Source organism: Microvirga aerophila (assembly GCF_003332305.1).
GTDB lineage: Bacteria > Pseudomonadota > Alphaproteobacteria > Rhizobiales > Beijerinckiaceae > Microvirga > Microvirga aerophila.
The window spans coordinates 125,135-139,018 of record NZ_QOIO01000006.1 but is presented as its reverse complement, the minus strand read 5'-3'; the positions used below and the strand labels follow the sequence as shown (position 1 = coordinate 139,018).

Annotated in this window: 12 protein-coding genes; 2 read left to right on the top strand and 10 right to left on the bottom strand. The window is 64.9% G+C overall.

What is annotated here, in order from left to right; genetic code table 11:
• Positions 1 to 297: 297 nt before the first annotated feature.
• The 8 genes from DRB19_RS04935 to pal form a co-directional block, all read right to left on the bottom strand.
• Positions 298 to 522: a hypothetical protein gene (locus tag DRB19_RS04935; protein ID WP_114184920.1), complete on the bottom strand. Its 225-nt coding sequence runs from the start codon at positions 520 to 522 to the stop codon at positions 298 to 300.
• Positions 523 to 603: 81 nt separating this feature from the next.
• Entirely contained in the window at positions 604 to 1,335 is a 732-nt protein-coding gene (locus DRB19_RS04930; RefSeq protein WP_162815586.1) for an outer membrane protein, read from the bottom strand.
• 150 nt (positions 1,336 to 1,485) lie between these two features.
• Positions 1,486 to 2,250, bottom strand: coding sequence for an outer membrane protein (locus tag DRB19_RS04925; protein WP_114184918.1), 765 nt, complete (start codon positions 2,248 to 2,250; stop codon positions 1,486 to 1,488).
• Positions 2,251 to 2,511: 261 nt separating this feature from the next.
• Positions 2,512 to 3,864, bottom strand: a complete 1,353-nt coding sequence (gene glmM, locus DRB19_RS04920) for a phosphoglucosamine mutase (RefSeq protein ID WP_114184917.1) — start codon at positions 3,862 to 3,864, stop codon at positions 2,512 to 2,514.
• A gap of 229 nt (positions 3,865 to 4,093) precedes the next feature.
• Positions 4,094 to 6,013, bottom strand: coding sequence for an ATP-dependent zinc metalloprotease FtsH (ftsH, locus tag DRB19_RS04915; protein ID WP_114184916.1), 1,920 nt, complete (start codon positions 6,011 to 6,013; stop codon positions 4,094 to 4,096).
• Positions 6,014 to 6,159: 146 nt separating this feature from the next.
• Positions 6,160 to 7,185, bottom strand: a complete 1,026-nt coding sequence (gene tilS, locus DRB19_RS04910) for a tRNA lysidine(34) synthetase TilS (RefSeq protein WP_245439278.1) — start codon at positions 7,183 to 7,185, stop codon at positions 6,160 to 6,162.
• Between the two features lie 41 nt (positions 7,186 to 7,226).
• Entirely contained in the window at positions 7,227 to 8,249 is a 1,023-nt protein-coding gene (gene ybgF / locus DRB19_RS04905) for a tol-pal system protein YbgF (protein WP_114184915.1), read from the bottom strand.
• A gap of 154 nt (positions 8,250 to 8,403) precedes the next feature.
• Positions 8,404 to 8,904 carry a peptidoglycan-associated lipoprotein Pal gene (gene pal / locus DRB19_RS04900; RefSeq protein WP_114184914.1) on the bottom strand — a complete coding sequence of 167 codons (501 nt, stop codon included), beginning with the start codon at positions 8,902 to 8,904 and terminating at the stop codon, positions 8,404 to 8,406.
• A gap of 249 nt (positions 8,905 to 9,153) precedes the next feature.
• Here pal and DRB19_RS04895 point away from each other — a divergent pair, with 249 nt between their 5' ends.
• Positions 9,154 to 10,662, top strand: a complete 1,509-nt coding sequence (locus tag DRB19_RS04895) for a phospholipase D-like domain-containing protein (protein ID WP_114184913.1) — start codon at positions 9,154 to 9,156, stop codon at positions 10,660 to 10,662.
• A 58-nt stretch (positions 10,663 to 10,720) separates the two neighbouring features.
• Positions 10,721 to 11,347 (top strand): HdeD family acid-resistance protein, encoded by a 627-nt coding sequence (locus tag DRB19_RS04890; RefSeq protein WP_114184912.1) that lies wholly within the window; start codon positions 10,721 to 10,723, stop codon positions 11,345 to 11,347.
• 39 nt (positions 11,348 to 11,386) lie between these two features.
• Here the strand turns inward: DRB19_RS04890 and tolB are convergent, their stop codons facing one another.
• The gene (gene tolB, locus DRB19_RS04885) at positions 11,387 to 12,715 is read right to left on the bottom strand and encodes a Tol-Pal system beta propeller repeat protein TolB (protein ID WP_114184911.1); all 1,329 of its coding nucleotides are present in this window, start codon (positions 12,713 to 12,715) and stop codon (positions 11,387 to 11,389) included.
• Positions 12,716 to 12,747: 32 nt separating this feature from the next.
• Positions 12,748 to 13,863, bottom strand: a complete 1,116-nt coding sequence (gene tolA / locus DRB19_RS04880; RefSeq protein ID WP_114184910.1) for a cell envelope integrity protein TolA — start codon at positions 13,861 to 13,863, stop codon at positions 12,748 to 12,750.
• Positions 13,864 to 13,884 lie beyond the last annotated feature (21 nt).

Below are 13,884 nucleotides of genomic sequence, written 5' to 3'. Positions count from 1 at the left end.
AGAGCCTCGGCCTTTTCGCGCGCCGCATCCGCCATCGCAGCGGAATTCTGACTGATGTTGGTCGTGCTTGTTTGGCTCAGCCGCGACGCCTGATCGACTTTGGCCGATCGATCCTGAGCCTGAGATGCTTGAGCGACGACGCACAGGACGAAAACGGAAGCGAACGTCAGAATTTTCACTGCCTGGCTCCTTATCGTGAGCCATCCAGGCTAGCGGAGCCCGGCCGTTTCCGAGACAGCTCTTCCGGAGGCCGAGCCCTACCCAGAAGGGCGCCCCCGCGCACCCGGAAAAGCCATGTCAGAACTCGTATCGTCCGACATTCAAACTGATGCTGACATCGTTCGCCTTCACGCCCATCACGGACGCGATCAGGCTTTCGGCAGTCATCAGGATTTGGCTGACGGCGACCTGGACCTGCGGCGAAGGCGTAGTGCGGATCGACTCTTCGGCGATGGAGGAACGACTTGTCGGCTGCGTGAAGCGGATCGGTGGAGCGGGTTCGATACGGACAGGACCCAACATCAATTCACTCCGCGCTGATTCGCAGATGAATTTAGTGAAGGCGTGGTTAACGCTCAAGCTTCCGTTTCGACCGCGGCCTGCTTAGTCGAACATGTAGCGGGCACCGACCCGAAACTCGTGCGCGTCGATGTCCTTGGCGCGGATAGGCGCGTCCAGCCCGGTCGAGTGCGTGCGGGCGCTGCCGAGATGGGTGTATCGGTAGCCGAGATCGATCTTGAAGCTGGCGCCGATGTCGAATGCGAGGCCGCCCATCAACGCCCAGGCGAAAGCGGTTTCGGTTCGGGACGGCAGGTGCAGGTTGCCGGAGACCAGATCGGATGAGACCTGCCGCTCTGCGCCACTCAGTCGGTTGTAGCTCGCGCCGATGCCGGCGCCCAAATAGGGCGTGACGCCGCTCCAGAGGGGAAGATCCACATAGCCGTTCACCAGGAGCGTGGTGGCTTCGAAATCAGCCCGATCGAGCACCTGGAGGGTCACCGGAGCAAGGCGCGTACCCTTGAACGCAGCCTCGAAACGATGATCTACCGTTACGTCGGCCCTGAACCAAGGCGAGAGCTGGTAACCAAGCCCGCCGCCGATGACCACGTCGCGGTCGAAACGGGACCGGACGAGGGGCAGCGTGGATGCAGGGTCCCGCCCTCCCCGCGTGACAAGCTGGTCGATGACGCCGATATCGCCACGAAGATACAACCCAGCGTCGGACGGCTCGTCCGCATCGTCGAGAATGGGAGCAGGCGGAAGATCGACCGCATGAGCCGGAAGGGCCGACAGGCTGAAGGTCAGACCCATCAGGGCTATCATGATCGGACGCAAGCCGGTTCCTCCGCGTTGGTTGGTGACGCTCGCACTCCGTGCCGGCACAGGGCGCCTTTCGGCCGAACCATAGGACGGAGTGGTTAAGTGGCGCTTAACCATAACGGCTGGCGAAGGAGGCAGGCGGCGCGCCTGAGTGGACGGCATGCTTTATTTGAGGCTGTAGCGCACGCCCAGGCGCACCTCGTGAGCCCCAAGGGATTCGACGTCGGTTCCCACACCCGAGACGTAAGTGCGCGTCTTCATGTCTCCCAGGCTGACATAGCGATAGCCGAGATCGAGAGTGAAGTTCGGAGCAACCCGGTAGCCGACGCCCGCCATGAGCGCCCAGGCGAAGCTGTAATCGTCGCCGCCTGCAAGACGCTGGAGGGTCTCGACGCCGGTCTCCGCGTCGAAAGTCGTCCGCACATATTGGGACATGGAATTATGCGCGACGCCAATGCCTGCGCCCACATACGGCGTGAAGCCTCCGGCGGACCCGAAATCCACATAGCCGTTCGCCATGAATGTCGAGGATTGGAACTGGCCTCGGTCGGCCATGGATGCCGTCGCGAGGGCCGGCATTGGCGCGATCCCCTTGAAGCGTGCGTCGAAGCGATGATCCGCCGTCACGTCCATCCGGAAGTTCGGGCCGAAGCGGTAGCCAAGGCCGACGCCAACGACGGCAGTGTTGCCCAAGCTTTCACGGATGAAATTGCCGCTGACCGGGCCGTTGATGAAGTCCGCTTCGGGACGCTTGTGGTGAACATAGCCAATATCGCCGCGCAGATACCAGTTGTCCGAAGTGTCCCTGCTGCTCCTCATCGTTGGAGCCGAAGGATAGAACGCGCGGGGAAGATCGGCAGCCATGGCGGCTGTAGCGGTTGCTGTGAAAAGACCGGTCAGGATCACAGTCTTGATGGGCTTCAGGGACATTCTTCTTCACTCCACAGGCTACACACCGCCGAATTCCTCAACGGACACGTTATTCAGTAACCCAAGCCAGTGAAGAGAACGTTAAGCTTAATTGTTGAGCTTACTTTTTTCTTACGGGGACGCTGACCGAAGCCGTTCCGGGAGGTGGATCGCTTCTCTGAGGCCGTCCACCACAGGATCGCAGCAATCCGCCGGACACAACGAAAAAGGGCATGGATGGGTGCGCCATCCATGCCCTTCTTGGGAAACGCCGATGAACGATCAGGCCGCGACCTTGGAGGCAGCCCGGGTCACCGCATCGACCACGTCGTCGACCACCAGATTAACGAGGTCGCTGTTGTCGCCCTCGGCCATCACCCGGATCACCGGCTCGGTGCCGGACGGGCGAATGATCAGGCGGCCGCTCGCGCCGAGACGTTCGCGCCCTGCCTCGATGGCCTGGACAACCGAGCTTTCCTGCAACGGAGCGCCCGACTTGTAGCGGACGTTCTTGAGCACCTGCGGCAGGGGCTCGAAGCAGTGGCAGACTTCTGAGACCGGCTTGTCGAGCCGCTTCACCACAGCCAGGAGCTGGAGCGCCGCGATGAGCCCGTCGCCGGTGGTCGTGTAGTCCGACATGATGATGTGACCGGACTGCTCGCCGCCGAGATTGAACCCATGGGCGCGCATGTGCTCGAGCACGTAGCGGTCGCCAACCGCCGTGCGCACGAGGTCAAGGCCGAGGCCGCCGAGGTAGCGCTCAAGGCCGAGATTCGACATGATCGTGGCAACGATGCCCGATTGGGTAAGGCGTCCGTCGTCCTTCCAGGAGCGCGCCACCACGCCCATGAGCTGGTCGCCGTCGATCTTCTGGCCCTTCTCGTCCACGATCAGAACCCGGTCCGCGTCACCATCGAGAGCGATGCCGATATCGGCGCGCAGCTCCCGCACCTTGTTGATGAGGGCGTCCGGAGCGGTCGAGCCGACGTCGTGGTTGATGTTGAAGCCGTTGGGCTCCACGCCGATCTTCATGACCTCGGCCCCCAGCTCCCAGAGAGCCTCAGGCGCGACCTTGTAGCCCGCGCCGTTGGCGCAATCGATCACCACGCGCATGCCTTCGAGATCGAGCTGGCGCGGCAGGGTGCGCTTGGCGAACTCGATGTAGCGGGCGTCGGCGCTCTCGATGCGCTTGGCCCGTCCCAGGGTCGCCGATCCGGAGAGCCGCTGCGTCAGATCGGAATCGATCAGGGCCTCGATCTCGAGCTCCACATCGTCGTTGAGCTTGAAGCCATCGGGGCCGAAGAGCTTGATGCCGTTATCCTCGTAAGGATTGTGCGAGGCCGAGATCATGACGCCGAGATCGCAGCGCATGGAGCGCGTCAGCATGGCGACCGCCGGCGTCGGCATGGGGCCGAGCAGCAGAACGTCCATGCCGACCGAGGTGAACCCGGCCACGAGGGCGTTCTCGATCATGTAGCCGGACAGGCGGGTGTCCTTGCCGATGATGACGCGGTGGCGGTAATCGCCCCGCTGGAAGATGAGCCCGGCCGCCTGCCCCACCCTCAGGGCGAGATCCGGCGTGATGAGCCCGTTGGCCCGCCCGCGGATGCCATCTGTCCCGAAGTACTTGCGCACCTGTTGTGCCTCCGAAGTCTGTCGCGCCGATGTGCGCTTTGGTCTTCTCAAAGCAACCTCCATGAAACGGGTCAAGGCCTCAGGCCATCAGTTGGCATCACAAGAGATAAGCGATTGTTACACTTCGCCGGTTTCATCACCGATTCAGGATTAAAAACTTGCTTTTAGCAACAAAAAACGCCCGCCGGTGGGGCGGGCGCTTCGTGGTTTACGCTTTGGTGGTAGAGACTCAAGCCTGCGGCTGAGGCTCCATGCCGCCATCGGTCTCGCGGGGACGGCCACGGCCTGCGGTCGGCACGGCGGAGCCGCGCGCCGGAGTCGTGGTGTCACCGGAATCCCGGATCGGCGGCTGACCGTCGAGCAGGTTCCTGATCTCGTCGCCCGAGAGGGTCTCGTACTCGAGCAAGCCGCGGGCCAGAGCTTCGAGATCATGCTCCTTCTCGGTCAAGATCCGGCGGGCGTCGTTCAGCCCGTCCTCGACCAGACGGCGCACCTCGGAGTCGATCTTCTGCGCGGTGGCCTCGGAGAGGTTCTGCTGGCGGCCCATGGACATGCCGAGGAACACCTCTTCCTGGTTCTCCCCATAGGCCACGGTGCCGAGCTCAGGCGAGAAGCCCCAGCGGGTCACCATCATGCGAGCAAGACGGGTGGCCTGCTCGATGTCGGATTGGGCGCCGGAGGTCACCTTCTCCTTGCCGAAGATCATTTCCTCGGCGATGCGGCCGCCCATCATGATGGCCAGACGCGAGGTCATCTGCTCATAGCTCATGGACAGCTTGTCCCGCTCGGGCAGCTGCATGACCATGCCCAGAGCCCGGCCGCGCGGGATAATCGTGGCCTTGTGGACCGGATCGGTCGCCGGAACGTTCAGGGCCACGATGGCGTGTCCGGCCTCGTGATAGGCGGTCAGGCGCTTCTCGTCGTCGGTCATGACCAGGGTGCGGCGCTCCGCGCCCATCATGACCTTGTCCTTGGCGTCCTCGAACTCGCTCATGGTGACGATGCGCTTGCCACGCCGCGCCGCCAGGAGGGCTGCTTCGTTGACGAGGTTCATCAGGTCCGCCCCGGAGAAGCCGGGGGTGCCGCGCGAGATCACCTTCAGGTCCACGTCGGGAGCCAGCGGCACCTTGCGCACGTGAACGCGCAGGATCTTCTCACGGCCGACCACATCCGGGTTCGGCACCACGATCTGGCGGTCGAAACGGCCGGGGCGCAGGAGCGCCGGGTCGAGCACATCGGGACGGTTGGTGGCCGCGATGATGATCACGCCCTCGTTGGCCTCGAAGCCGTCCATCTCCACCAGGAGCTGGTTGAGGGTCTGCTCACGCTCGTCGTTGCCGCCGCCCAGGCCCGCCCCGCGATGGCGGCCGACCGCGTCGATCTCGTCGATGAAGATGATGCAGGGGGCGTTCTTCTTGGCCTGGTCGAACATGTCGCGCACGCGGGAAGCGCCCACGCCCACAAACATCTCGACGAAGTCGGAGCCCGAGATGGTGAAGAACGGCACGTTGGCCTCGCCGGCGACGGCGCGGGCCGTCAGGGTCTTACCCGTGCCGGGGGGACCGACCAGGAGCACGCCGCGGGGAATGCGGCCGCCCAGGCGCTGGAATTTCTGCGGGTCGCGCAGGAATTCGACGATTTCCTGCAGGTCTTCCTTGGCCTCGTCCACGCCCGCCACATCGTCGAAGGTGACGCGGCCATGCGCTTCGGTGAGCAGCTTGGCCTTGGACTTGCCGAACCCCATGGCGCGACCAGCCCCGTTCTGCATCTGGCGCGACAGGAACACCCAGGCGCCGATGAACAGGGCGATCGGCAGGATGTTCATCAGCACCGCGATGAACCAAGGGGTCGAGTCGGATTGCGGCCGCGCGGTTATCTGGACGCCCTTCTGCTGCAGCTTCGACACAAGCATGGGGTCGCTTGGCGCATAGGTCGTGAAGGTCCGGCCGTCCGTGTAGGTGCCGTGGATCTCGGGTCCGGAGATGACGACGTTCGAGATGCGTCCGGCATCCGCCTCGCTGAGAAGCTGGCTGTAAGCGATGTCGCTGCCCCCGCCGCGCTGGCCAGGGCTCTGGAACAAGGTCACGAGCGCCAGCACCAAAAGGAAGATGACAACCCACAAAGCGAAGTTGCGGAAATTTGAATTCATAGGATCAGGTTCTGCCCCAGAGGGAGAGGAAGCGCGAGGCCATCCCTCACGCGGCTAAACTCAATGTAGGCACACCGTCCCGCCTTGCCAAGGGAATGAGGCGGGCGTGGGGCGTCAACTTAGAGGATTTTGACCAAGAGAATGGGCTAACGCCCTCGCCGGCGTGGCGGTTCAGGCCGAATGACGAGCCGACCGGACCTGTCGAGGCGAACCAGGGCTCCCGCAATCGTGACTTGCAGAGCGTCCCCATCCCCGGTCGCCGCCCGAAGTTTCACCGCACAGGATTCCAGCCTGTGCAGACGGAGGCTTTCCAGGTCGAGCCCGGCTTTCGCAAGCGCAAGGGCCAGCACCCGGAGGGCGATCTCAAACGGCTCTCGGACCAGGATACCGGCTTGAAACGAGAACCCTCCGGGACCCAGCTCCGGCTCGGCGTCCCCCAGGGCCTGCTGCGCCTTGGCGTCCAGAGCCTCCTCGGCCTGCGCGACCCGGCGCGCGAGCCGAGCCAGGCGGCCCGCCGTCAGCCCCTCAGCCGCCAGAACAGGCATGACCTTGCGCCAGCGCACCCGGGCGAAGCGCTCATCCGCGTTGGATGGGTCGCTCACATAAGGCCACCCCTGCGATGCGCATAAGGACAGGAGCGCCTCCTTCGGGCAGTCGAGCAGCGGCCGCACATGACGGATGCCCTCGCGGTCGCGCTCCCGTCTCATGCCTGCGAGACCCGTCAGCCCTGAGCCGCGGGCCATACGCATGAGAACCGTCTCGGCCTGGTCGTCCCGGGTGTGCGCCGTCACGAGATGGGAAGCCCCCTCCTCCCGGGCGCATTGGACAAGCAGCCGATAGCGGGCCTCGCGGGCAGCCTCCTGCAAGCCGGTCACGGGCTTTTCCCCGGTCCAGATCATGGTCCGATGCGGCCAGCCGAGAGAGGATGCCTCGCCGGCCACGAACGCCGCCTCCCCGGCGGCTTCCGGGCGCAGAGCGTGGTCGATCGTGACGACTGTGACGGGAGGCCGGTGAGAAACCGGATTCCAACGCGCGAGCAGGTGCATCAGAGCGATGGAATCGGGCCCGCCCGACACGGCCGCAATGATGCGGTCGGCACGGCTCAAGGAGGCGAAAAGCTCATCCAGCGCGTCGCTGGCCAGAAGGGCGTCGATGGGCGGAGGAGCGGTCACGCGCCGGGCTCATTGCCGGTTGGGCGCATTCGGATGCACGTTCAGATGCACTTGGCGCGCTTCTGCTCGCGCTCCGAGCCCTGGCGGACGCTGGACGACGCCTGAGGGTACTTGCGGTCGAGCTCTGCATAAACCGCGCAGGCGCGGTCGCGAGCGCCCAGGCTGTTCAGCGCGACGCCGAGCTTGAGGAGGGCATCGGGAGCCCTGGTGGCATTCGGGTAGTCGGTCGAAACGTTCAGGAACTGCTCGGCCGCCTCCCGATGGCGGCCGCGCTGGAGATAGGTTTCGCCCAGCCAGTAGGAGGCTTCCGGCACCAGCTTGTCCCGGGGATTGGACTGGAGAAAGCGGCGGAAGCCCATTTCGGCCTGATCGTACTGCTTCTGCGTGAAATACGAATAGGCGGTCTGGTAGTCGGATCGGGGATCCCCGACGCTGGTGGCCGCCACGCTGGGACTGGCGTTGGCGCTCAGCGTGGGAGCCGGACTCGGGATCGGGATCGGATTCGAGCGTGGCGCAGGCGCGGTCGCAGCGGGAGGAATCGCGGCGGTGCGACTGGCCGGGCCGAGGTTCGGGGGCGCGGAGTCGGCCCGCGGCTCGTCCTCTTCGATCAATTCCTCGATAGCGCCGCTGGGCAGCCGCATCGGGCCGTCGACGTCATCGGCGGAAGCCAGCGGTACGGACGGAGCCGTGCTGCCGAGAGGACGCGGCGCGCCGGGCGCTTCGGGCGCATTCGACGGGTCGAAGACATCGCTGCGGCGCTGGGGCTGAGCTTGCGGCTGAGCCTGAGGCGGCGCCGGACGCGAGGGCGTGGCTGTGGGGGGCGATGAGGGCCGCGCGCCGCCGCGGCTTTCCTGGAAGCGGAACTCCACATCCTCCTGGAATTTGCGAAGCTGATCCTTCAGCTGGCGGTTCTCGAACTGGAGCTGCTCGATCTGCCCGGACATCTGCCGGAACTGCCCCTCGAGCCGGTTGAGGCGCACGATCGCATCAGCGGCGTCCTGCGCGGCGGCGGGAGCCGCCAGAGCAAGGGCGAAAGCAACAAAGACAACGAGGCGTCGAAACATGATTCGGTACCATGATGGTCTAAGCGAACGTGCCGATAACATAAATGCGCCGCCACGGCGAGGACGTGGCGGCGTCAATGTCTTGTCAGGGCGTCAATCCCGTCATGAGATAACCACAGGCTTCCATGGGCGACGCCGTGACGGTGCGGTGACGTTACGCACCGGCACCCGAGCTGAGCACCGTGACGGCGCGGCGGTTCTGCGACCAGCACGAGATGTCGTTGCAGACTGCCACCGGACGCTCTTTGCCGTAGGACACGGTGCGGAAGCGGGACGACTGGATGCCGCGCGACACGAGATAGTCACGGACGTTCTGCGCGCGGCGGGCGCTGAGGGAGAAGTTGTATTCGCGCGTTCCGCGCTCGTCCGCGTGGCCTTCGATGATGAAGGTGTAGTTCGGATAGCGATTCAGCCATTGCGCCTGCTTGTCCAGGGTCGCGGTGGCGGTGGGCGTCAGATCTGTCTGGTCGGTCTCGAAGAAGACGCGGTCGCCGACGTTGACCACGAAGTCCTGGGCGCTGCCGGGGGTCGCGGCCCCGCCTGCCCCAAAACCGCCGGCCCCATCGGCCATATTATCTTTATTGGACGAACACGCCGCCGCCCCAAGAGCGAGGACGATGGCTGCGGCGAATTTCACGGCGCGCAACGACATCATGGCAATACTCCTTACACATACGTCTGCCGAACGTTATGTGATCTATACCAGTCGATGGTTAAGGGAGGGTTCCGTCAACCTTGACGAAGCGTTGACGGATACGGTGAATCGGCCCCTGCGATCGAAACTTGGGCGTAGGGTTAATCGAGCGTGAATAAGGCAAAGAGGCGGCAACGCCTTCGAAGACACCGTTCCAATAGGAATTTGGCCTTATGAGGGCCGAAATGGCGTCTCGAGCGTTATGAGGTCATGGACAAGGTAACTGCTCAGCTCGCGAATACGGAAAAACTCCTCCTCCCGGGCCCTGACGATCCCCGTTTGGAACGGGCTTTCGCGCGCATTGCGGACAGCGACCTGCGTTATGGAAACGCCGTGGCGCTGCTGCGGGATTCCCGCGAGAATTATCCAGCCTGGCTCGAAGCGATCCGATCGGCAAAGCGGGTCGTGCACTTCGAAAACTTCATCATCGCCGATGACGACACGGGCGACCTTTTTGCCGAGGCCTTCATGGAGCGGGCCCGCGCCGGGGTGCACGTGCGGGTGCTCTACGACTGGCTTGGCTCCACTTTCCGGGCGCTGCCGCCGTATTGGAACCGCCTGCGCGAGGCGGGGGTCGAAGTCCGGGTCTTCAACCCGCCCCGGCTGGCCGACCCCTTCTTCATCAGGCGCGATCACCGCAAAGTGATCACCGTCGACGGGCGGGTCGCGTTCGTATCGGGTCTGTGCATCTCCGACAATTGGGTCGGCAAGGGAGACAGCGAGCCCTGGCGGGATACGGGTCTGTCCCTCGGGGGCCCCATCGTGGCGGATCTCGATGCAGCCTTCGCCGAAAGCTGGGCCCTGGCGGGCGCTCCGATCCCGCGGGAGGAGTTGCCGGAGGCCGGCCAGATTCCTCTGGCCGGGACCGTTGCGGCCCGGGTGATTTCCGGCGAGCCCGGCATGTTCCGCGCCTACCGGCTCGACCAGTTCGTCGCCGCGACCGCTCAGCGTAACCTGTGGCTCACGGACGCCTATTTCGTCGCCACCACGTCCTATGTGCAGGCGCTCGGCGAGGCAGCGCGCGACGGCGTGGATGTGCGCCTGCTCGTGCCCGGATCGAGCGACGTTCCGGCCCTCCAGCCGTTCGTACGGGCAGGCTACCGGTCCTTGGTCGAGGCCGGCATTCGGGTCTTCGAATGGAACGGTTCGATGCTCCACGCCAAGACCGCCGTGGCGGACGGGCGCTGGGCCCGGGTCGGCTCCACCAACCTCAATTTCGCAAGCTGGGCAACGAACTGGGAACTCGACGTGGTGGTCGAGGACAAGGAGTTCGCGCAAGCCATGGAGGCCATGTATCTGGAGGATCTGGCCAACGCGACCGAAATCGTCCCCGGCTGGCAATCCCGCCGCCGCCAGGCCCGGAACATGCGCTCCCGCCGCAACCTGCGTCCCAAGAAGGGTGGAGTGCGAAGGCTCGCAGCCGGCGCCCTGGCGCTGAGCGGCAGCGTCGGCAAAGCCGTCGGCTCCCGGTCCCTTACGGCCACTGAGGCCAGCAGCATCGCCATTATCGGCTGTGCGCTCCTGACGCTTGCGGTTCTGATCTCGCTCTTTCCAGTGGTGATCGTGTCGCCGGTGGTGATCGTTCTCGCGTGGCTCGGCATCGCCCTTCTGATCCGGGCCTTCCGCCTCAAGCGGCGCGTTCGCATCCGCCGGCGCAAGCTCGAACTCAGGCGACGGCTGGCGAAAGCCAAGGACACGGAGCCGACCCCGGCGGAATAAGAAAGTCGGTGCCGCGTATCGTTGCACAAGTCCTATCGGGAACCCAGAGGAGGCGTTCATGGCGACCGGAACATCCAGCTCCCCATCGTATCCATCCTTCGACCGCACCGAGGCGATGAGCGCGCTTCTGGCGCAGAACTGGTGGGCCGTAGCCCTTCGCGGCGTCTTCGCGATCCTGTTCGCCCTGATCGCGTTCTTCTGGCCGGGGGCCACGATCCTGTCCCTGGTGCTGTTCTTCTCGGCCTACATGCTGGTCGACGGGGTTCTCGGCATCGTTGCGGCCGTACGGGCGGCGTCGAACAATCAGCGCTGGGGTCTTCTCGTCCTCGAGGGCATCCTGAACATTCTCGTGGGCATCATCGCGTTCGTGATGCCGGGCCTGACGGTTCTGTTCTTCATCACGCTGATGGCCGTCTGGTCGCTGATCACCGGCATCCTGATGGTCGTCGCGGCATTCCGGCTGAACCCGGCCTACGGCCGTGGCTGGCTGATCTTCAGCGGCATCGTGTCGGTTCTGTTCGGCGTCGCGCTTCTGATCGCGCCGCTCGTGGGAGCCGTGGTGCTGACCTGGTGGCTTGGAGCCTATGCGCTGGTATTCGGCGTCACGCTCTTGATGCTGGCGTTCAAGCTGAAGGGACGCAAGGACGACAGTGTCGGCGGCACGGCTGCGCCGCGCGGAGCCTGACGGCAAACAGGGCGCCCGAAGCGCCCTGTCCAGTGGCTATTACTGTTTCGTCTCGCTCAGGAGCGGCGACCAAGTCGGATCCGACGCGAATGATGGCGTCGGCACCGGCTGCTCGACGCGACCGGTGATGTCGACCATGTAGAGCTTGCCGCCCGCCTGCCCGCCCGGATCGCGGAAGAACAGAATGTACTGGCCGTTCGGCGCCCAGGTCGGGCTCTCGTTGTGGAAGCCTTCCGTCAGGATGCGCTCGCCGGAGCCGTCCGGCTTCATGATGCCGATGGCAAAGCCGCCTGAATGCTGCTTGGTGAAGGCGATGTAATCGCCGCGCGGCGACCAGGCCGGCTGCGAATAGGAGCCGTCGCCGAAGGAGATGCGGCGCTGGTCCGAGCCGTCCGCGTTCATGGAATAGATCTGCTGCTTGCCGCCGCGATCGCTTTCGAACACGATCTGCCGGCCATCCGGCGAGAAGGAGGGCGAGGTGTCGATGGCCGCCGTGGAGGTCAAGCGCGTCGTGCCGCGCGAGCCCAGATCCATCATGAAGATGTTGGCGTTGCCGCCCTGCTGCAGGCTCATGACGATGCGTTGTCCGTCCGGCCCGAAACGCGGGGACGATGCCATATCGGGGAAGTTGCCGAGCGCCTGACGCGAGCCCGTCTCCAGGTTGATCACCTGAACGCGCGGCTGCTGGCCTTCGACTTGGGACATGTAGGTGATGTCCTGGGTGGCCGGCGAGTAGCGCGGCGCCACCACGGAGCTGTCGCCCTGAGTCAGGTAGCGCACGTTCGCGCCGTCCTGGTCCATGATGGCGAGACGCTTGCGGCGGTGCTCCTTGGGGCCGGATTCGTCGACGAACACGATGCGGGTGTCGAAGAAGCCGCCGAAGCCGGTGATCTTGCTATAAACCGCGTCCGAAATGATGTGGCCTACGCGACGCCAGAAATTGGCGTCCGTCACGTATTGCTGTCCTGTGAGCTGCTGCCCCGAATCCACGTCCCAGAGGCGGAACTCGGCCTTGAGGCGGCCCGACGGGTCCCGGGACACGCGACCGGTTACGAGAGCTTGCGCGCCGGCGGCCTTCCAAGCCTCGAAACGTGGCGCGGCGTCGAAGGACGGACGCTCGGGGAAGCGCGAGGGATCGAGGGGCGCAAAGTAGCCGGAGCGCTGGAGGTTGCTGCTGATGATGCCCGACACCCTCTGCCCGACTTCGCCTTCGCCGGAGAAATCCGCGATGGCGATGGGCATGGGCTGGAACTGCCCGCCCGGACCGACCCGGAAGCTGAGTTGCGCCTGGGCGGCTGGAGCAAGAGCCGCCATCGGCAGGACGAGGGCGAGCGCGACGAGAAGACGTGGCAGGAGGCGAGTGATCATTGAATCGTGTCTCAAGCGGGAGGGGCTTCAGATCAGGAAAGGTCGAACTGAACGTTCAGGGTTTTCCAGTCCGTGTAGTACGGCGCGTACTGGGAGGGAACGCGGAATGGAGCGCAACGGCGCACGGCACGAAGGGCCGCATCGGCGACGGCCCGGTCGGTGGAGCTGCCACCTGCCTGCAGGACGGTCGGCTCCCTCGTCAAAGTCCCGTCCTGGTTCAGGCGAATATCGAGTACGGGCGGCATCGCATTGCCGCCCGAGGCGCTGATCGGGGCCTGATAGCAGCGCTCGATCTGCTCGCGCAGGATTCCCATCAAGGCGTCACGCATGCTCGGGTTGAGCTTGGCGGACGTTCCCGTGGCGGTGCCGAGCGAGGCGGTCTTCTGGACCTCCGCTCCGGTGGCGCCAGTGGACTGGTTCCTGTCCTTGTTGTCGAGGAACTGCTTGATGTCGCCCATGTCGAGCTTTTTGGCAGCCTGCGCCTCCTTGCGAGCCTTGGCTTCGGCTTCCGCCTTTGCCTTGGCGTCGGCGATTTTCTTGGCCTCGGCCTCCGCCTTGGCTTTGGCCTCTGCTTCGGCCTTTGCCTTCGCCTTGGCTTCCGCGACGGCTCTGGCCTTCGCTTCGGCTTCGGCCTTTGCTTCAGCGTCCGCCTCGGCCTTGGCTTCCGCCTCGGCTTTCGCCTTCTCGGCAGCCTGCTCTATGGCCTCGGCTTCGGCTTTCGTCTCCGCCATTTTCCGGGCTTCCTCGGCCTTCGCCTCAGCCTCGGCTTGAGACGGCTTCGGCGGAGGGGGCGGCGGCGGAGGCTGAGCCGCGACGGGCTCTTCCTTGTCGGCGACCTTCATCTCCTCCGGGCGCTTGGGCGGGGCCGGCGCATCGCGCTTGTCCTCGCCGGGATCGCGCTCCTCCGTCTTGTCGGCGACCCGGTCGGCGCGGGGCTTGGGATTGTTCAGGACTTCCTTGGCGGTCTTCTCGCCCTTGGTGATCTGGGAGAGCTGGTTGTCGGTGATGATTTCGACCGGAATACCTTCCTGCGCCTCGGGAAATTCGCTCACGGACGACAGGCCGACCATGGCTGCGGCCAGGATCGCCGCATGCGCGACGCCCGAGACCCAGAACCCTGGTTCGGAAGGGTTGAATTTAAGCTTCAACGCCACGGCTGCCTGCCCCTT